Genomic DNA, 19,034 nt, shown 5'->3' on the forward strand with positions numbered 1-19,034 from the left:
TGCAGGATCGACGACCGATCCTTCCACAAGATAACTGCCTCGCCTGCCGAATGGATGTGCAGAATTGCTTGGCCACGGGTACAACATTCACGCCGTCGCTCCGAGGCTGGCTACTCACGCCGGTGCTCGGAGTGAAGGCCGAGAGCTTACACCATCTGGTTGCAGCCGCGCACGTCGGAGTTATCGAGGCGGCCCAGCACTTCGAAGGAGCCATCCGGGTGCAGGCGGGCCAAGTCTTTGGTTTCGATAAAGGCGCAGCTGTCCACGTTGGCCAGGTCAATGACGTTGATAGCCCCGGCGGCGCGGGTTGCCGACACTGAAAACGGGTCGGAAGGGTCGCGTAGCAGCACCCGCAGCTGGGGTGGGGCGTGAAACCGGCCGTCGCCGAAGCTATAGGCCTGGCCCAGCAGCTCCGTCATGCCGTACTCGGAGTGAATGCCGGCCGGCCCGAAAGCTACTTGCAGCTCCGCGTGCAGTTCTTCCCTAATCATTTCACGGCGGCGGCCCTTCATGCCTCCGGTTTCCAGCACCGTGAGTCCCTGCAGCTCCGGCCGGCCGGTGTAGGCAGCCGCAAAATCGAGCAGGGCGTAGCTCACTCCTAGTAGCAGCACTTTTCGGCTCGTATCCTGCTTGGCCTGCGCCAGGGCCGCCACAAGCGCCGCGTGGTCGTGCAGGAAAAAGGCCGGCTCCCGCTGACCCGATACCTGGGCGAAATGCTCCACCATAGCCACCAACGAGGAGTTGCCCTGCTCCAGATACGACGGCAGCAGCGCCAGCACCGTCCAACCCGAAAGGGGGCCGTAATACTGCTCAAAAATGCGGGCCGCGTGCTGACGGTACAATTGCGGGTCGCGCACAAAGTGCTGGCTGCGGCTCTGGCGGGTAGTGCCGCTGCTCAGGAACGTTTCCCGAGGGGTCCAGTCGGCGGCATCGGTGCGTACGTCCTGGGTTTTAAAAAACTCAATGGGCAGAAATGGAATGTCGGTCAGCTGCTGCACCTGCTCAGGCTGGCAGCCTAGCGCGTGCAGGTATGCGGCGTAGGGCTGGCAGTGCTGGGCCTGGTAGCGAAACAGTTCCAGCGCGGCAGCGGGAGCCGTTTCGTTGGTGAGCGTAGGGAGCTGCTCAAGGTGGTGGTGGCGGAAACTCATTCGGGGCAGCAAGGGTTAGCGAAGCATAGAACAATGTGGCCCGCGCTTCGTTCGTTCAGATGTTGTACCTTCCCGTCCATCGGGGCTTTGCCCTCCGGCTGTATATCCTGGCTTTGTATGCTCATACTTCGTACACTTCGTTATGCTTTCCTGCCAGTTGTTGCGCTGGCTTTCGGCTCCTGCATCAGCCCGCCCGACTACCCTGATACGCCGGAAATTGAGTTCAAGAACATCACGCAGGAGCGTGTCACGGATACGAGAGGGACCTATGATAAGCTCGTTATTACCGTTGGCTACAAGGACGGGGATGGGGACCTAGGCATCCGTACCAGCGAAATTGACCCAACTCAATCCAATAACCCCGACAGCTACAACTACGTATGCACGCTGCAGCTGCGCAATTCCAGCGGTAATTTCGAGGATTTCAACTTCACGCAGCGCTTCCCTGGTTATAGTGGGCAATACCCCTACCTGCGCCCCGAGGAACAGGGCGACCGGAAAGCCCCGCTAAAGGGCGACATCAACTATACCGTTGATCTTTTCAAGTCGCCACCTTTCATCCAGACGGGTACGGTGTTGCGCTTTAAAGTGCAGATCAAGGACCGGGCCCTCAACGTCAGCAATGAAGTTCTGACTACGCCCATCACCATTCAGCCCTAATCGTACATTGCCGCTTCAAACCGTTCTGCCGGCTACGCATCACTCCGCTTGGTAGTGATGAGCAGCCGGCAGAACGGCTTTTATGGCGTTAGTAAATGGCGGAGAAACGCTTGGGGTCGGCTTCCTGCATCATTTCGTACACGGCATCGAACACATCCTCAGCGTTGGGCTTGCTGAAGTAGTCCCCGTCGGAGCCGTAGGGCGGGCGGTGGGCCTGGGCCGCGAGGCAGCGTGGCTGCGAATCAAGGAAGCGGTAAGCCTGCTGCTCATCCAACACCTGCTGCATCATGTAGGCCGTAGCGCCGCCGGGCACGTCCTCATCGGCAAACAGTACGCGGTTGGTGCGCTGCAGGGAGTCGGCAATAACGTGGTCCACGTCGAAGGGCAGCAGGGTCTGCACGTCAATCACCTCCACTTTAATGCCTACCTCCTCCAGCTGCTTGGCGGCATCCAGCACAATGCGGCACATGGAGCCGTAGGTAACAATGGTCAGGTCATCGCCTTTTTTCAGGGTTTCGGGCTGACCCAGCGGCAGCGTGAACTCGCCCACGTTCTGCGGAATCCGCTCCTTGAGGCGGTAGCCGTTCAGGCACTCAATCACAATGGCCGGCTCATCGGAGCGCAGCAGCGTGTTGTAGAAACCGGCGGCCTGGGTCATGTTGCGCGGCACGCATAGGTGCATCCCCCGGATAGAGCCCAGAATCATCTGGATGGGTGAGCCGCTGTGCCAGATGCCTTCGAGGCGGTGGCCCCGGGTGCGCACAATCAGCGGGGCCTTCTGGCCGCCTTTGGTGCGGTACTGCAGGCAAGCCACGTCGTCGGAGAGAATCTGAATGGCGTAGAGCAGGTAGTCGAGGTACTGAATTTCGGTGATGGGGCGCAGGCCGCGCATGGCCGCGCCAATGCCCTGGCCCACAATAGTGCACTCCCGGATGCCGGTATCCGTCACGCGCAGCTCCCCGAATTTCTCCTGGAGGCCGGCAAACGCCTGGTTCACGTCCCCGATGCGGCCCACGTCCTCGCCAATGGCGAAAATGCGCGGGTCGCGCTGGAAGTTGGCGTCGAAGCAGGCTTGCAGCACTTCGCGGCCGTCCACCTGCGGGGCATCGGCGGCAAATACGGCTTTCACCTCTTCAATATTGCCAATGGCTTCCTCGCTTTGGCTGAACAGGTAGGAGTTGTAGCGGTCCGCGTTTTCGGCCAGAGCCTGCTCCAGCCAGTTTTGCAGCTCCCGGCGGGCGGCGCTACGGGTACCCCGCACCTGGCGCAGGGCACGGCGCACGGTGCGCACCAAATCGGCGCGGATGGGAGCCGGATTGTGGGCCAGCGGTTCCACCAGCTCGTGCAGCTGGTTTTCGGTGCCGGTTTCCTTTACCAGGCGGTTCAGCAGCTCCACTACCTCGGTAGCCTCCTGCTTGATGGGGTTGAAGAATGCGCTCCAGGCTGCCGTGCGGGCCACTTTCACGGTTTCCTTGGCTTCGGTTTCAATCTGATCAAGTTCCTGCTCGGAGGCGTGGCCTTCTACTAGCAGCCACTGGCGCAGCTTGCGCAGGCAGTCGTGCTCCTCTTCCCAGCTCAGGCGGTCCTTGCTCTTGTACCGCTCGTGGGAGCCGGAGGTGCTGTGGCCCTGGGGCTGGGTTACTTCCTGCACGTGAATCAGCACGGGCACATGCTGGGTGCGGCACACCTCAGTGGCGCGCTGGTAGGTGTCGATGAGGGCGGGGTAGTCCCAGCCGCGCACCCGGAAAATCTCGAAGCCGTCCTGGCCCTCGCCTTCGCGCTGGAAGCCTTTCAGGATTTCGCTGATATTCTGCTTGGTGGTCTGGTACTCGGCGGGCACCGAAATGCCGTAGTGGTCGTCCCACACGCTCACCAGCATCGGAATCTGGAGCACGCCGGCCGCATTGATGGCCTCGAAGAACATGCCCTCGGAGGTGCTGGCGTTGCCGATGGTGCCGAATGCTACCTCGTTGCCGTTCACCGAAAACTGCGAAAACTGGTGCAGCTCGGGGTTCTGGCGGAACAGCTTGGAGGCATACGCGAGGCCCACGAGGCGGGGCATCTGGCCGCCGGTGGGCGAAATATCGGCGGAAGAGTTTTTGCTTTCTGCCAGGTTTTTGAAGTTACCGTCCTCATCGAGGTGGCGGGTGCCGAAGTGGCCGTTCATGGCGCGGCCGGCGGTGCTGGGCTCGGCCTCCACGTCGGCGTGGGCGTAGAGTTGGGCAAAATACTGCTGCAGCGTCAGCTCCCCAATGGCCAGCATAAACGTCTGGTCGCGGTAGTAGCCCGCACGCCAGTCGCCAGCCCGGAAAGCGCGGGCCATGGCCAGCTGGGGCACTTCTTTGCCGTCGCCGAAGATGCCGAACTTGGCCTTGCCCATGAATACTTCCTTGCGGCCGGCCAGGGAAGCGTGGCGGCTTTCCCAGCCCAGGCGGTAGTCGCGGAGCAGGTCTTCTTTGCTGAGGGAGGCGACGCTGGTTGGCACGTCGGCGGCGGTTTCGGCAGTGGACATAAAAACGGGAGTAGTAGCGGGCGGGTGGATGGGAACCGGCAATACAAAAACGGGGTGGGAAAGTGCCCGGCCGGTTAACGGGCTCCCAAAAGTACGGATTTGCCGCCGATGCGGTGATAGGTGGTTTTGTGGCTATCTTTGGAGGAGTGGGGAGCTAGGATTCAGAAGCCAGGAGCAATGCCTATTCTGCCTTCCAGCTCCTCACTCCTGACTTCTAGCTCCTAGATTCCTGACTCCTAAACTTCTATTTCCATGAAATACTTCTTCTCCCTTCTGCTTACCGCCTTGGTAGCCGTGGGTGCTCAGGCCCAGGGCGTACTCACGTTCGAAAAAGAGCTCCATGATTTTGGCAGCATACCGGAAGGTACCCTGGCCACCCATGAGTTCCGCTTCAAAAACACGGGTAATCAGCCCGTCATCATTGCCAACGTGCAGGCCAGTTGCGGCTGCACCACCCCCGACTGGACCAAAACGCCCGTGCTGCCCGGCAAAACCGGTATTGTGAAGGCCGTGTACAGCAGTGCCGGCCGCCCCGGTATCTTCAACAAAACCGTAACGGTAACCAGCAACGCCAGCACGCCCAGCACGGTGCTCACCATCAAGGGCAATGTGCTGAACAAGGAGCAGATGAAATCCTCGCTCACGCCGGCCCAGATTGCGCAGTCGCCGCGCCTGACGCTGGACCGCACGGTGCATAATTTTGGCAAGATGGAAGCCAGCCAGTCGGTAGCAGCCCGGTTCACGGTGAAAAACACGGGCAAGCAGGACTTGGTGCTCGGCGCCATTACCTCCCAGTGCTACTGTGTGGGCTACAAAAACGTGCCCTCCCCCATCAAGCCCGGCCAAAGCGCTGTGGTGGAGCTGGTATACAGCCAGCGCAAGCTGGGCGAACAAGCTGAGCCTGTAGTAATCACCAGCAACGACATAACCGGCGACGCCAAGCTGACGCTGAAGGCCTTGGTGGTGCAGGATTTGAACGGCGGCAGCATGGTCAAGGAAAGCGGCGCCTCGGTTCCGTTCAAGTAAGAGCAGCCAGCTTCCTTTTTATGTCCTCTTGCGCGGCGCGTGGGAGGACATATTTTTTGCGGTGCAACCACACCGGATTCCGACTTATCTTTGCTCCGCCGTTTTGCGGCATTCCCCCATCCACCCCATCTTCACCTGTTTCGAGCCATGCTAATCGGCGTACCGAAAGAAATTAAGAACAACGAAAACCGTGTGGGCCTGACGCCGGCCGGTGTAGCTGAATTCCGTAAGCATGGCCACGACGTGTACGTGCAGGCTACGGCCGGTAACGGCAGCGGCTTCTCGGACGCTGAGTATGAGCAGGCGGGTGCCACGGTGCTCCCCACTATTGAGGACGTGTACGCCAAGGCGGAAATGATTGTGAAGGTGAAGGAGCCGATTGCCTCGGAATACCCGCTCATCAAGGAAAACCAGCTGCTGTTCACCTACTTCCACTTTGCCTCGGGCGAGGAGCTGACCCACGCCATGATTGAGCGCAAAGCCGTGTGCCTGGCCTACGAAACTGTAGAGTTGCCCACTCGTGCCCTGCCCCTGCTCATTCCAATGAGCGAAGTGGCCGGCCGCATGGCCCCCCAGGAAGGTGCTAAATACCTGGAGAAACCTCTGAAAGGCCGCGGCATTCTGCTGGGCGGCGTACCCGGCGTAAAGCCCGCCGAAGTGCTGGTACTGGGTGCTGGCATTGTGGGTACGCAGGCGGCTAAAATTGCTGCTGGTCTGGGTGCCAAGGTAACCGTAATGGACATCAGCCTGAACCGTCTGCGTGAGCTGGACGACTTCATGCCCAAGAACGTGGTGACGCAGTACTCCAACGAGTACAACATCCGCGAAGCCATCAAAACGGCCGACCTCATCATTGGCGCGGTGCTGATTCCGGGTGCCAAAGCTCCCCACCTCATCACCCGCGACATGCTGAAAACCATGCGCCCCGGCACCGTGCTGGTAGACGTGGCCGTGGACCAGGGTGGCTGCATCGAAACCTGCAAGCCCACCACCCACGAAAACCCCACCTTCATCATCGACGACATCGTGCACTACTGCGTGGCCAACATGCCGGGTGCCGTACCGTACACCTCTACCCTGGCTCTGACCAACGCCACGCTGCCCTACGCCGTGAAGTTGGCCAATCTGGGCTGGCAGGAAGCCTGCCGCCGCGACGAGGCCCTGCGCCTCGGCCTGAACGTGGTGCACGGCAAAGTGGTGTACAAAGGCGTAGCCGACGCCTGGGGTCTGCCCCTGGAATCGGTGGAGTCCGTGATGGAAGCTGCTGCTGTTTAAGCCAGCTCTAGCAAGCCAACCCTAAAAGTTGAGTGTTTAGGTGCAGCAATGCGCCGGAACACTCAACTTTTACTTTTTAGCTGTCGTGCGCAGCTCCGTATTTTTCCTCCTACTTTTTCTCTTTCTTCTCTTGAAAGGCATTCTTTATACCGGCGGTGAGCTAACGGACCTGGTGACGTTTGCGAAGCTACCCACGTATCTGCAGACATTTTTGCGGGAGCAGAACGGCGTAGTGGCCTACTTCGGCGGGCTGCATATCCGGGGCTGCGTGGCGGCTCCCAGCTGGCATTCCCTGGCCAGTGTATGGCAGGGTGAGCGAGCTTTGTGGCGCACCTATGCAGAAGTGCAGAAAGCGGATATTCCGTTTGCGCAGGACTGCGCCGGCAACCAGTTTTTGTTGCGTGGGGACGCCGTGCTGTGGCTGGATACCGAAACCGGGGAACTGGCCGACCTGGAAGTGGACTTTAAGCACTTCCTTTTTGGGGTGGAGAAATTTCCGCTGGATGCCCTGGGCATGGAGCCGCTGCGGGCGTTTCAGCAAGCGGGCGGTATACTGCAGCCCGGGCAGTTGCTGAGCCTGTATCCGCCCCTGTGTATTGCTACCAAGGGCCAATCCAAACCCAGCGCCAAAGCCGTATCGGTAACGGAGCGGCTGGCGTGGCTGGCCGAGTTTCACCGGCAAATCAAGGACCTGCCCGACGGCCAACAGGTGCGGCTGCAACCTTTGTAGCTAGCCGCGTCTTTCCGCCGCTTTCCTTTCCTGCTCTGAATCTGTTGGGGGCGCTGCCTCCCGTGTCTGACGTATGCCTTCCGAGTTTCTGCGCCTGCTGGTTCGTCGGTTTTCCCTGCTGCTGGGCGTGTACCTTCTCCTGCGCCTGGGCTTCTATCTGTTCAACCAGTCCGCTTTTCAGGCCACGCTCGGCCAGGTGGCGCTGGCCTTCTGGCACGGTTTCCGGTTTGATATGGCGGGCCTGCTGCTGCTGAATCTGCCGTGGCTGGTGCTGAGCTTGGTGCCCAGCCGCAACCCGCTGTGGCAGCGTATGGTGCGGGTGGTGTGGCTGCTGCTTAACAGCTTGGGCATTGCGCTCAACCTGATTGATGTGGAATACTTCCGCTTTATCGGGCGGCGCACCAGCAACGAACTGTTTACCATCGGGGATGATGTGCGCCGACAGGCCGGACAACTGGTAATTGAATATTGGTTTTTACTGGTACCGTTTGGGCTGCTGCTGGCGGCGCTGTGGTACTTCTACCCCATGCCCAAACCCGCTGCGGCGGCTCCCGGGCCTGCCCGCAGCCGGCCGGCTTTAGTGGGGCGTTACCTGGCGCAGGTGGTGGTAATAGGCGGGTTGGTGGTGCTGGGCATCCGGGGTGGGGTACAACTCAAGCCGTTGCGCACGGGGCATGCTTTTATGCAGACGCCGCCCGCACTGGGCCACGTGGCCCTGAATAGCACGTTCACCTTCCTCAAAAGTCTGGGCGCTCAAACCCTGGAACGACGGGAATTTTTCGCCTCCCCCGATTCGGTGCGGCGGGCTCTTGCTCCGCTGCCGCCTCGCCCCCGCCCCGGTGCCCCCCGCGACAACGTGGTAGTGCTGCTGCTGGAGAGCTTCGCCTCTGAGTATACCGGCATCGAAAACGCCGGCCAGGGGTACACCCCGTTTTTCGACTCGCTGGCTATCCACGGACTTTTTTTCCGGGACCATTACGCCAACGGTCGGCGCTCCATTGAGGCACTACCGGCTGTACTGGCGGGCCTACCTTCCCTGAATGAGCACCCGTTTATCACCTCCACTTTTCAGACCGACGAGTTGCACGGGCTGGGCGAAATTCTGGGCCGGGAAGGGTACGCCACTTCCGTGTTTCATGGGGCGCAGAATGGCACGATGGGTTTTAACACGTTCAGCGGCATTGCGGGCGTGCAGCAGTACTACGGGCTGAATGAATATCCGGGCGCCGAGAAGAGCCCAGACTTTGATGGGCACTGGGGCATTGCTGATGAGCCCTACCTGCAGTATTTCGCGCGGCAGCTAAGCCAGCAGAAACCGCCGTTTTTCAGTACGGTGTTTACGCTCAGCTCCCACGAGCCGTTTGAAGTGCCCCGGCAGTATGCGGGGCGGTTTCCGGGTGGTACGCTGCCCATCCATCAGGTAATTGGCTACACCGATTTTGCCCTGCGCCAGTTCTTCAAAACGGCCAGCCGTCAGCCCTGGTACCACAACACCCTGTTCATTCTGCTGGCCGACCATACGTCCCAATCGGATAGGCCAGACTACCAGAACACGCTGGGCAACTACAAAACGCCGCTGCTGCTGTTTCATCCGGGCCGGCAGTTGCCGGCCGCCAACGTGCACCGCATCACCCAGCAGGCCGATGTACCCGCCACCGTGCTGGACCTGCTGAACGTGCCCGCCGGCCGCCAGCTACTCCCGTTTGGCTACTCCGTGTTTGATGCCCGCACTTCGGGCCGGGCGCTGTTTTTGAGCGGCGGCTCCCTCTTTCTGGTGCACACCGATTACGTAACGGAGCTTACCCCCGACAACCAGATTCGCCTTTACCCCTACCGCATTCACCAGCTCCCGGAAACGCCCCTACCTCACCCCGACCCGCAGAAAGTACGGCAGTACGGTAACGAGCTAATGGCCGCCACCCAGTATTTCACGGACGGCCTACTGGATAATCGGCTATACCGCTAGTCTGGCTCCTCGGCCTATTCCTCAGCTTCATCGGTTAGCTCGGCCTGGATAGCCCGGATTTCCTCCGTGTCGATGGGCTTGTGAATCAGACCCGAAACCAGGTTGTATTCCCGGGACTTTTCCAGGTCGGTGAGGGCCAGCGAAGAAGTCAGGATGTAAATGTGGCAGCGGCCTTGCAGCTGGCTTTCGTAGGGCTGCAGCGCATCCAGAAACTGCCACCCGTTCATGACGGGCATATTCAGGTCCAGAAACACTACCCGCGGTGGCGTGTCCTCCGTGTCCTGCACCAGCCGGCCTAGGGCCTGCGCTGCCGAGTGAAACGTACTGATGGAAGTGGAAAAACCTTCGGCCCGCAGCAGCTGCTCCGTGAGGTAGATGCTGAGCGTATCATCGTCGATGAGGTAGGTTTTCACGAGCATAATACTAGAACAGAAGCGTAAACCGGGTACCGGTATTTACCTCACTCCAGACGCTGATGCGCCCGTTCATGGATTCTACGTGGGCCTTTACCAGGTACAAGCCAATACCCCGGCCCGGCATACTGGGATGGAAGCGCCGGTATAGCTGAAACACGTCGTTCTGGCCCGCATCAAATCCCTGGCCATTGTCGCGCACCACCAGCTGGCGGTGGCCATCAGGCAAAGCGGCGGCTTCAATTACAACCCGCAACGGGCGCTCATCGGAGCGGTATTTAATGGCGTTGGAAAGCAGGTTGTGGAAGATGCTGTGAAAGTACGCCCGGCTGCCTAGTATCCGGAAGTCATCCGGAATCTGGCAGAGAACCTGGGCCCCACAGGCAGCCAGTTGCTGCTGCAGGCTGTGCAGGGCTTGTTGGCACACCGTGGCAATGGTTACCGCCTCGGGGCGCATACTGCCCTGCTGGTCGCGCACCGATAGGATGCTGGTCACGTCGGCTACCACTGTATCCAGGAGCTGCAGGCTGGTGTGCAGGTTTTTCAGCGACTCATCAAACACCGGCGACGCCTTCTCGACCTTGCTCAGCAGCGTGGCGTACCCCAGGGAGTTGGCCAGCGGGGCGCGCAGGTTGTGCGACACGATGTAGGTGAACTGCTGCAAGTCGGCATTCTGCTTTTCCAGCCGTTTCAGCAAAAGGTTCTGCTGCTCTTCCGCCTCCTTTTGCGCCGATACGTCCTGCATAGCTCCAATCATGCGGAAAGCCCGGCCCTGCTCATCGCGCAGGATGTAGCCCCGGTCGTACACGAAGGCCCAGGAGCCATCGGCCCGCTGGAACCGGTACGTCTGCTGCCAGAACTCGTTGGTGGTTTCTAGGGCAGTATGACGCAGGCCTGTTACCACCCGGTCGTGTTCGGCGGGCGCTACCAAATCACCCCATTTGCTGAACGGGGTGGGGTTTTGCTCCAAATGGTGCCCAAACAGGGTTTCAAATCCCTCCCCCCAGTACAGGGTATCGGCGGCAATGTTCCAGTCGTAGAGGGCGTCGGTGGTAGCTTTCAGTACGTACCGGAACCGCTCGTTGCTGACTTCCAGCCGGGCCTCCGCCTCTTTTTGCTGGGTCAAATCGTGCACAGTACCCACCAGCTGACAGCTGCCGTCGGCCGCAAATACGGGCGTTACGCTGACCTCACCGGTTTTGCGGCCGTTGGGGTACTCCGATACTTCCAGCCAAGAAACCGGGTGGCGGGTGGTAACAGCTAATTGATAGTGCTGCAGCACCTCACTCAGCGACGGTTCTGGAATAATGGCCTTAACCAGTTGCCCCACTACCTTATCGGCCGGTAGGCCGGTAGTGGTTTCGAAGGCCTTATTCACGTACACAAACCGGTAGTCGGCACCCTCCACGTTCAGCACAAACACCACATCGGCGGTGGCATCGAGGACGGTGGCCAGGTGACGCTGCCGCTCCAGGGCAGCCTGCGTAACGGCCCCCGACTCCGTGGGTTGCACTACCCCGTAGAGCCAGCCCGGCTGCTCTGGCAGGCCGGGCAGCGGCAGCATCGTTAGAGTGCCACGCTGCTGGGGTAGCTCGGTGGTAAAATCAACGGGCCGGCCAGCCAACGCCTGCTGCAGGTATTGCGGCAACATCTGGGCTTCGGGGCCGGAAAGCAGCGCGGCGAGGTTGGTGCCCAGCAGCGCATCGGCAGGTAGCTGCACCAGGTTGGCAAAACCCGTAGTAACCCGCAGCAAATTGCCAGCCGCATCCAGGACCACCACGGCCCGCGGATTCAGCAGGAATTGCGCTTGTTCAGGTATCGTGGCCGCAACACTCATAGACAGAAACAACCTGTGCCCCAGCCACTCCGGCTGGTACCGCACGCAAAACCAAGCCTAAAGAAAGCGAATTACCGCAACTCAACCGCAACTTTTCGAATGGGTATTTTCCTACTCAATACTGCCGGAGTACCAAGGCACCTCGGCTAACTGCTCGTTGGAACGCGCTTCGAAGTGTACGCGCCAGCAGAAATGCTGCAGGCCGTTGGTCAGCAGCAGCAGCGGAGCCCCGATGGTTTGGTTATAAGTAGCCGCCTGCATGGCCACGGCCGCCGTAATGGGTACCGTGGGCCGTTTGCACTCTACCAGCAGCAGCGGGCGGCCGGCGGCATCCAGGGCAATCAGGTCGGTGCGTTTTTGGCGCTGGTTGTAGCGGTGGCCCCGCTCCAGGCTCAGCAGCCCCTTGGGGTAGCCGCGGTGGTTGATGAGGTAATGCACCACGTGTTGGCGAACCCATTCCTCGGGTGTCAGCACCACGTTCCGGCGGCGCAGCACGTCCCAGATTAGCAAATTTTCGCTGGATTGTGTAACTTTGCAGTCGAAAGGCGGCAGGTTTAACTCTTGCATCACCTCCAAAGGTACGGCCCTGGGCACTCAACTCCCGCTTTTCGCCCCGTACCGTCGCACCCGATTCGTAGGGTTCCGACGGTTTTTTTGTACCTGAATTTTCCGGCTGCACGTAGCTGGTTGCTGCCCGGAGCAGTAGCCGGCCCCGTTGCAGCCTTTTTCCAAGCAACACTCTTATATTTCCCCTTATGAAGACTAAATCTGACATCGTCGAGAACTGGCTCCCCCGTTACACTGGCGTGGCCCTGAATGAGTTTGGCCAGTACATTCTGCTGACCAACTTTATCAACTATGTGCACATGTTTGCCGAGCAGTTTGGCACCGAAGTGCGGGGCCTCGACAAACCCATGCAAACGGCTACGGCCAACGGCATCACTATTATCAACTTTGGTATGGGCTCGCCCATGGCAGCTACCGTTATGGATTTGCTCTCGGCCGTGAAACCCAAAGCAGCTCTGTTCCTGGGCAAGTGCGGCGGCCTGAAAAATAAAACCAAGCTCGGTGACCTAATTCTGCCCATTGCCGCTATCCGGGGCGAGGGTACTTCTGATGACTACCTGCCGGCCGAAATTCCGGCCCTGCCCTCCTTCCGCCTGCAGCGGGCCGTAAGCAGCATGATCAAGAAGCACGAGAAAGACTACTGGACGGGCACCGTGTACACCACCAACCGCCGGGTGTGGGAGCACGATGAGAATTTCAAGGAATACTTGCGCCAGATCCGGGCTATGGCCGTGGATATGGAAACGGCTACCATTTTCACGGTGGGCTTCGTGAACGAAATTCCCCACGGTGCCCTCCTGCTGGTTTCGGATAACCCCATGACGCCGGAAGGCGTGAAAACTTCGGAAAGCGACAAGAAGGTAACCGCCGACTTCGTAAACGCTCACCTGCAGATTGGCATTGAGTCGTTGCTGGAGCTGAAAAACTCCGGGGAGTCGGTGAAGCACATGCGCTTCGAATAAGTACCAATAAGTACATACCTTGCCTGACGCGGGGCCTGGGTTTCCTAGTAGTAGTGAAGCTCAGGCCCCGCCTGTTGTAGCCCCCTCGCGTATGCCGGAAGTAGCTTCCCCTCCTTACCTGTACATCAATTACGAAGGGCGCCGCCGCACCTTGCTAAGCCGGTGGCAACGCTCCGTGATGCCGTTTGAGCTGCACCGGGGCTATGCTCAGCTGCTCGATACGGCCGCCGACTACCAGTGCAGCTGCTGGCTGGTTGACATTACCCGGCGCCTTTCTCCGCTGGGAGCCGCCGATGTATCCTGGCTGATGGAGGAATACTTTCCGCAGTTACAGCCCCGTCTGGGTAATACCGTCTACCTGGCTTACCTGATGTCGCCGCACCAGTTGGCGGGCGTGCTGGCTACGCCTTACACACCGCAGCAGACCGAGGAAGTAAACTTGCCCTATTATTTTCGGCGCTTTACGGATGAGGACAGCGCACGGCAATGGCTGCGTAGCTGCGCCCGCAAGGCCCGCGCCCGGCAGGTGCGGTAACTGGCAGCCGGCTACGTACATTCGTGGCATGATGCTTTCCTCTACTCTTTTGCGGCAAGCGGGAGCCGGTATGCTGCCGGTGCTGACAGCCGCCACGCTGCTCAGCTCCTGCCAAAGTACCTCCCGCCAACCCGCCGACCTGCTGGTATTCAACGCCACCGTCTACACCGTCGATTCGGCGTTTAGCACGGCCCAGGCTTTTGCTGTAAAGGATGGCAAATTTGTGGCCGTAGGCACGGCCGATGAAATCAAGGCCAAGTATCAGGCGGAGAAAGAAGTAGATGCCAAGGGGCAGTTTATCTACCCGGGCTTTTACGATGCCCACTGCCACTTCTACCGCTACGCCCTGGGCCTGCGCGACGCCGATTTGGTGGGTACCGGCTCCTGGCGGGAGGTGGTGCAGCAGCTGCAGCAGCAGCGCCAGCAGTACCCCCAGGCCGCCTGGCTCACGGGCCGGGGCTGGGACCAGAACGACTGGCCCAACAAGCAGTTCCCCACTAAAGACACTCTGGACACGCTGTTCCCGAATACGCCCGTTTTCATTATCCGGGTAGATGGGCACGCGGCTCTCGTAAATCAGAAGGCGCTGGACCTGGCTGGGGTTTCGGCCCGCACGCCTATTAGTGGGGGCACCATTACCAAAGATGCCAAAGGCCGTCTCACAGGGTTGCTGGTAGATAATGCTGTGAAGCTGGTGGCAGGCAAGATACCGGACCCGACAGCGGCAGAGGCCGAAGCGGCATTGCTGGAAGCCCAGCAGCGCTGCGTGGCCGTGGGCCTCACCAGCATGGCCGATGCAGGCCTGGATAAGGCCAACGTTGACCGCCTCGACGCCTTGCAGCAGGCCGGCAAGCTGAAAGTACGCCTGTACGCCATGCTGGCCCCCACCCCAGAAAACAAAGATTTTTATTTGCAGAAGGGCCCCGTGTTTAAAGACCGCCTCACGGTGGCCTCCTTTAAGGTGTACGCCGATGGGGCCTTGGGCTCCCGCGGTGCCTGCTTGGTAGCACCCTACGCCGACCGGCCCCAGGAAACCGGCTTCCTGCTATCTACCGAGCAGGAATTTCGGGCATTGGCCAAGCAGCTAGCAGCCAGCAAGTTTCAGATGAATACCCACGCCATCGGCGACTCGGCCAACCGCATTATTTTGGATATTTACGGACAGGCATTGAAAGGGCAGAAAGACCGGCGCTGGCGCATTGAGCACGCCCAGGTTATCACGCCCGCCGACATGCCCAAGTTCGGGCAGTTCGGCATTGTGCCTTCCGTGCAGCCCACCCACGCCACTTCCGATATGTACTGGGCCGGGGAGCGGCTGGGTACGCAGCGCCTCAAAACCGCTTACGCCTACGAGCAACTGCGTAAGCAGTATGGCCAGGTAGCCCTGGGCTCCGACTTTCCGGTGGAGGATATCAACCCGCTGTTCGGCTTTCACTCGGCCGTAGCCCGGCAGGATGCTAAGAACTACCCGGCTGGTGGCTTCCAGATGGAAAACGCCCTGAGCCGCGAAGATGCACTCCGGGGCATGACCATCTGGGCCGCCCACGCCGCTTTCGAGGACAAACAGAAAGGTAGCATCCGCCGCGGCATGGCGGCCGACTTTGTGCTGCTACCCATTGATTTGCTGAAAGCGCCCAAAGAAACCCTCCGCACTGCCCAGGTGCAGCAAACCTGGATAGCCGGGGAGCGGGTGTTTGCCCGTTAGCAGGTAAGCGTTACTAAGCTTCTGAAACTCAAAGCAACTGCTGACAGATACCAGAAGGGCCCGCCATATTGCTAGGCGGGCCCTTCTGGTATCTGTCAGTAGGTGTACTTACTGCACCACGACACGCCGCCGCACCTGGCCCGCGTTGGCGTATTCTACCCGCACTTGGTATACACCAGCAGCCAAGTGGGTCAGCGGAAGTTTAACTTGGGTACCGGGTTGTTCCAGTGTGAGCCGCGGCCGGCCTAGGGCATCCAGCACCTGCACCCGTTGCGGTTTGCTGGCGGCGTCCAGTTCCAGATGCAGCACGTCGTGCGCTGGAACCGGCCAGGCCGCCGTACGACTCTCCGCCACCGATGGCTGCATCCGCAGCACATTCGCATCCAGAATGCGCACCAGCCCAACCGCGCCAGTTGCTCCCGTGCCCATCAGGGCGGTACCGGCTACCATAATGGCCCCATCAGGTTGCACCAGAAACTGCCGAACAGAGCCTCCTATACCCGTGATAAAGCTAGTATCGAAGCTACCGTTGGGCAGCAACCGCTCTGCTCCCTTTGCCTGAGCCACTAACAGTCGCCCATTGGGCTGAAGGGCTATGGCTGAAATAGTGCCGGCGTATTGGGAAGCAGGTGTTCTGGGGTAATTGAAGTCCGGGTCAATTGTGCCATTAGGTAGGTATCGGCGCAAAAAAGCGTTACCGGGTCCGTTTTGGAACATTCCACCTGCGTAAATTCTACCCTGAGCATCCAGCGCCAACGTGTTCAGCTCCGATGTAAATGTACTTTCAAGGGTGTTGAAACCGGCATCTACGGAACCATCAGGGCGGAGCCGGGTGAGCATAAATGCTCGGCGGTAAGATGGCCCGTTGCCCCCCATTAACACGTGCCCGTCGGGCTGCACTAGTATGGTTCTTGGGGAGGTATCCGGGGTTGGAGGCGTAAACTGGAAGCTGGGGTCATACTGACCAGTGCTTCCGCTCAGACGTACGACATATTGATCGGCTTGGCCGGCACCCTGCAGATTGAACAAGCCTGCTACCAGTACCTTGCCATCAGGCTGTATCAGCAGCTTGCTAACCCCGCCTGCTGCTCTAACTGGCGGGGCATAAGGAGCGAAAGATGCATCAAGGATACCGGAAGGCTCCAGCCGTCCTACGTACGCTTGGGGTGAGCCAGCCAGCGTGGTAAAACTCCCCCCAACCAACAGGCGGCCATCGGGCTGTAAAGCTAATGAACTGACGGGGCCATTGGTCTGGCAGGCCGCCGTAAAAGCTGCATCAAGGGTGCCGTTAGCTTCCAGACGGGCTAACCCGGATGCGGGCGTACCATTGATAGCCGTAAAATTGCCCCCAATAATGTATTTCCCATCAGCCTGCCGCACTATGTCCTGAACAGTAGCTGGTACCAATGTCCCGTTCTCAAGCAAAGTGGCCTGCACCGATGGAAAAGCAGGGTCGATGCGGGACGTTTGGGCGCTGGCAGGCAGGTGCAGTAACAGTGCCGCGCCCAATGCCGCAACGTAGCGGGCAACCAGAATATAGTGGACAATCATATACTTGAAAATGAGATAAAACAATCAATTTCTTCATCGAAATATACCGTTTTATCTGATTTTCAAATAATTGATTCCTGCGCTTCTACATCCAGTTCGGATCATCGGCTGAAGGACCGTACATGGCGGGCAGCGGAATATCGAGCAAACGCAGGTACACCGACAGCTGGCCCCGATGATGAATGCTGTGGTTAAGGCCCATGATACGGATGGCCGCGCCTTTGGAACGCTCCAGCAGGGTTTGCTCGCCCCGGTGCAGGCGGAAGCTGCCGGTCAACTGCTCGTCGTCAGAGTCCTGTAGGGCCTGGCGCAGGCTGGCGCTATACTGATCGAAGCGTTGCAGCAACTCTTCGGAACTGGTAGGTGTGGGGCCGGGCTTGGGGCCGTTGGGGTCAAGAAAGTCGCGGGAGCTGTGCTGCACAAACAGTTGCTTGAAGGCCAGCAGATTAACCACGTGCGTAGCCAACTGCCACAACTTCATACTTTTGGGGTGGGGCTGAAAGTCGGCCTGGTCGTAGGGGACGCGCTCCAGCAGCTTGCGGGTGGTAGCCAACTCATGGTCAAGCTCAGCCAAAATATTTTGTTGGAGGGAGGACGTGTGCATAAATGCGTACAGTTTGAGGGCGAAGGAAAAGACAACGAGCACCGGGGCGGCCGGTGCTCGTGGGCAAGTACTGCAATATAACTGGATTGGCGGCCTACTGAGAGCAGCCCTTAGTTGCCGCTGAGCCCTTCGGCCAGCTTCGGATCAGCCCCGTGCGCCTCGTCGCGCAGCTTCTTGCCGCGCAGCCGGAGCAGGAAAATCAGGCCCAGCACGAAAAACACGATGAGCGACAAAATGCTGTTGCGCATGGACCCGGTAACCTGCGCAATGACGCCGAAAACGGCTGTACCAATTACAATGCTGAGCTTTTCCGTTACATCGAAGAAGCTGAAGAAAGCGGCCGTATTGGGCGTATTTTCGGGAATGATTTTGGAATAAGTGGAGCGCGACAAGCTTTGCACGGCGCCCATGGTAAGGCCAATGACAGCTGCCAGCGCATAAAACGACCAGCCCGCCTGCACAAAATACCCTCCAATGCAGATCAGCATCCAGATGAACACCGCCCAGCTTAGGGCCCGGGTGTTACCAATGCGCTCCGAGAGCTTCGAGAACAAGTATGCGCCCAGGATACCCACAATCTGGAGCAGCAAGATAGTGAGGATGAGGGCGGAGCTTTCCAGCTTCAGTTCTTCGTCGCCGAAAATGGTGGCTACGTACATTACCGTCTGCACGCCCATGTTGTAGGTGAAGTAGGCCAGCAGAAACCGTTTAAGGTTAGGCAGTTGCTTGAGCTGGGCCCATACCTTGCCCAACTCGCGGAAGCCATTGAGCAGCCAACCCGAATCATCGACCGCACCAGCGGGCCGGCCGGGGTCGGGCGGTAAAGAGAAAAAGGAAACCTGAGCGAAACCGGCCCACCAGATGCCGGTGAGTAGAAACGCCAGCCGGGTGGCAAAGCCTTCTTCCAGTCCAATTTTCTCGTGGCCCATAATCAGCCCTAGGCAAATCAGTAGCAGCAGCACCGAGCCGATGTAGCCCATGGAAAAGCCCCGCGCCGACAAGGAATCGTACTTTTCCTCACTGGAAATCAGCGGCAAGTAGGAGTTGTAGAACACGATGGAGCCCGAAAACCCAATGGTAGCCAGCACAAACACGAAGGTGCTAAGCGTGAGCGTTTCAGGGGTAAAGAAGAACAGCGCGGCGCAGGACAGAGCCCCGAGGTAGCAGAAAATCTGCATAAACAGCTTCTTCCGCCCCGAGAAGTCGGCTAAGGACGTAAGAAACGGACTGATGAGAGCAATGAATAGGAAGGCAGCGGAAATAGCGTAGGTCAGCAACGAGGAGCCCGGCACTTGAAACCCCAGGAAATCAACCGGACTTTTACCGCTGTCAGTCTTGGTAACTTCCTTTACCATCGCGCCCCAGTAGATGGGGAAGATGGAGCTGGTAATAACCAGCGGGTACACGGAGTTGGCCCAGTCATAGAACGTCCAGCCCCGGGTGATGCGCTTGTCATCCTTAGGAATATGGTACAGGTCAGCGGCCGGAGCTGCTTGGGCGGCGGTAGCGTCGCGCATACAAGGAGGGGATTGAGGTAGGTTCG

General features: G+C 59.3%; 16 protein-coding genes. 8 read left to right on the forward strand and 8 right to left on the reverse strand.

The features are described 5' to 3' along the window. Positions 1 to 146: 146 nt before the first annotated feature. Complete coding sequence (locus tag ABIB60_RS16825; RefSeq protein ID WP_354581544.1) at positions 147 to 1,148, reverse strand: long-chain-fatty-acid--protein ligase; 1,002 nt, start codon at positions 1,146 to 1,148, stop codon at positions 147 to 149. A gap of 117 nt (positions 1,149 to 1,265) precedes the next feature. Between ABIB60_RS16825 and ABIB60_RS16830 the strand changes: the two genes are divergently transcribed. Next, positions 1,266 to 1,808: a hypothetical protein gene (locus ABIB60_RS16830; RefSeq protein ID WP_354581546.1), complete on the forward strand. Its 543-nt coding sequence runs from the start codon at positions 1,266 to 1,268 to the stop codon at positions 1,806 to 1,808. Between the two features lie 88 nt (positions 1,809 to 1,896). Here ABIB60_RS16830 and ABIB60_RS16835 read toward each other — a convergent pair whose 3' ends face one another. Continuing rightward, on the reverse strand, positions 1,897 to 4,320 hold the full coding sequence (locus tag ABIB60_RS16835) for an alpha-ketoacid dehydrogenase subunit alpha/beta (protein ID WP_354581548.1): 2,424 nt from the start codon (positions 4,318 to 4,320) through the stop codon (positions 1,897 to 1,899). A gap of 252 nt (positions 4,321 to 4,572) precedes the next feature. Here ABIB60_RS16835 and ABIB60_RS16840 point away from each other — a divergent pair, with 252 nt between their 5' ends. From ABIB60_RS16840 to ABIB60_RS16855, 4 genes are all read left to right on the forward strand, one after another. After that, the gene (locus ABIB60_RS16840; protein WP_354581550.1) at positions 4,573 to 5,346 is read left to right on the forward strand and encodes a DUF1573 domain-containing protein; all 774 of its coding nucleotides are present in this window, start codon (positions 4,573 to 4,575) and stop codon (positions 5,344 to 5,346) included. Between the two features lie 147 nt (positions 5,347 to 5,493). After that, positions 5,494 to 6,621, forward strand: a complete 1,128-nt coding sequence (ald, locus tag ABIB60_RS16845; RefSeq protein ID WP_354581552.1) for an alanine dehydrogenase — start codon at positions 5,494 to 5,496, stop codon at positions 6,619 to 6,621. 130 nt (positions 6,622 to 6,751) lie between these two features. Further along, the gene (locus tag ABIB60_RS16850) at positions 6,752 to 7,351 is read left to right on the forward strand and encodes an SMI1/KNR4 family protein (protein ID WP_354581554.1); all 600 of its coding nucleotides are present in this window, start codon (positions 6,752 to 6,754) and stop codon (positions 7,349 to 7,351) included. A gap of 73 nt (positions 7,352 to 7,424) precedes the next feature. After that, the gene (locus ABIB60_RS16855) at positions 7,425 to 9,317 is read left to right on the forward strand and encodes an LTA synthase family protein (protein WP_354581556.1); all 1,893 of its coding nucleotides are present in this window, start codon (positions 7,425 to 7,427) and stop codon (positions 9,315 to 9,317) included. A gap of 14 nt (positions 9,318 to 9,331) precedes the next feature. Here the strand turns inward: ABIB60_RS16855 and ABIB60_RS16860 are convergent, their stop codons facing one another. The 3 genes from ABIB60_RS16860 to ABIB60_RS16870 all read right to left on the reverse strand — a co-directional run bounded on the left by ABIB60_RS16860 (position 9,332) and on the right by ABIB60_RS16870 (position 12,077). Next, entirely contained in the window at positions 9,332 to 9,736 is a 405-nt protein-coding gene (locus tag ABIB60_RS16860; RefSeq protein ID WP_354581558.1) for a response regulator, read from the reverse strand. Positions 9,737 to 9,740: 4 nt separating this feature from the next. Next, positions 9,741 to 11,567, reverse strand: a complete 1,827-nt coding sequence (locus ABIB60_RS16865; RefSeq protein ID WP_354581560.1) for a PAS domain-containing sensor histidine kinase — start codon at positions 11,565 to 11,567, stop codon at positions 9,741 to 9,743. A gap of 111 nt (positions 11,568 to 11,678) precedes the next feature. Beyond that, the gene (locus tag ABIB60_RS16870; protein WP_354581562.1) at positions 11,679 to 12,077 is read right to left on the reverse strand and encodes a type I restriction enzyme HsdR N-terminal domain-containing protein; all 399 of its coding nucleotides are present in this window, start codon (positions 12,075 to 12,077) and stop codon (positions 11,679 to 11,681) included. Positions 12,078 to 12,322: 245 nt separating this feature from the next. On the opposite strand from ABIB60_RS16870, the gene ABIB60_RS16875 reads away from it, so the two are divergent. The 3 genes from ABIB60_RS16875 to ABIB60_RS16885 all read left to right on the forward strand — a co-directional run bounded on the left by ABIB60_RS16875 (position 12,323) and on the right by ABIB60_RS16885 (position 15,336). Continuing rightward, the gene (locus ABIB60_RS16875) at positions 12,323 to 13,096 is read left to right on the forward strand and encodes an AMP nucleosidase (RefSeq protein ID WP_315999021.1); all 774 of its coding nucleotides are present in this window, start codon (positions 12,323 to 12,325) and stop codon (positions 13,094 to 13,096) included. A 91-nt stretch (positions 13,097 to 13,187) separates the two neighbouring features. After that, positions 13,188 to 13,631 carry a hypothetical protein gene (locus ABIB60_RS16880; RefSeq protein WP_354581564.1) on the forward strand — a complete coding sequence of 148 codons (444 nt, stop codon included), beginning with the start codon at positions 13,188 to 13,190 and terminating at the stop codon, positions 13,629 to 13,631. A 28-nt stretch (positions 13,632 to 13,659) separates the two neighbouring features. Continuing rightward, a complete protein-coding gene (locus ABIB60_RS16885) occupies positions 13,660 to 15,336 on the forward strand; it encodes an amidohydrolase (RefSeq protein WP_354581566.1) in 1,677 nt (558 codons plus the stop codon). Positions 15,337 to 15,444: 108 nt separating this feature from the next. On the opposite strand, the gene ABIB60_RS16890 is transcribed toward ABIB60_RS16885, so the two are convergent. From ABIB60_RS16890 to ABIB60_RS16900, 3 genes are all read right to left on the reverse strand, one after another. Further along, a complete protein-coding gene (locus tag ABIB60_RS16890) occupies positions 15,445 to 16,887 on the reverse strand; it encodes a T9SS type A sorting domain-containing protein (protein ID WP_354581568.1) in 1,443 nt (480 codons plus the stop codon). Between the two features lie 85 nt (positions 16,888 to 16,972). Further along, complete coding sequence (locus ABIB60_RS16895; protein ID WP_354581570.1) at positions 16,973 to 17,491, reverse strand: DinB family protein; 519 nt, start codon at positions 17,489 to 17,491, stop codon at positions 16,973 to 16,975. Positions 17,492 to 17,601: 110 nt separating this feature from the next. Then, positions 17,602 to 19,008 carry an MFS transporter gene (locus tag ABIB60_RS16900; protein ID WP_354581572.1) on the reverse strand — a complete coding sequence of 469 codons (1,407 nt, stop codon included), beginning with the start codon at positions 19,006 to 19,008 and terminating at the stop codon, positions 17,602 to 17,604. Positions 19,009 to 19,034: the final 26 nt, after the last annotated feature.

Source organism: Hymenobacter sp. UYP22, assembly GCF_040547285.1.
Classification (GTDB): domain Bacteria; phylum Bacteroidota; class Bacteroidia; order Cytophagales; family Hymenobacteraceae; genus Hymenobacter.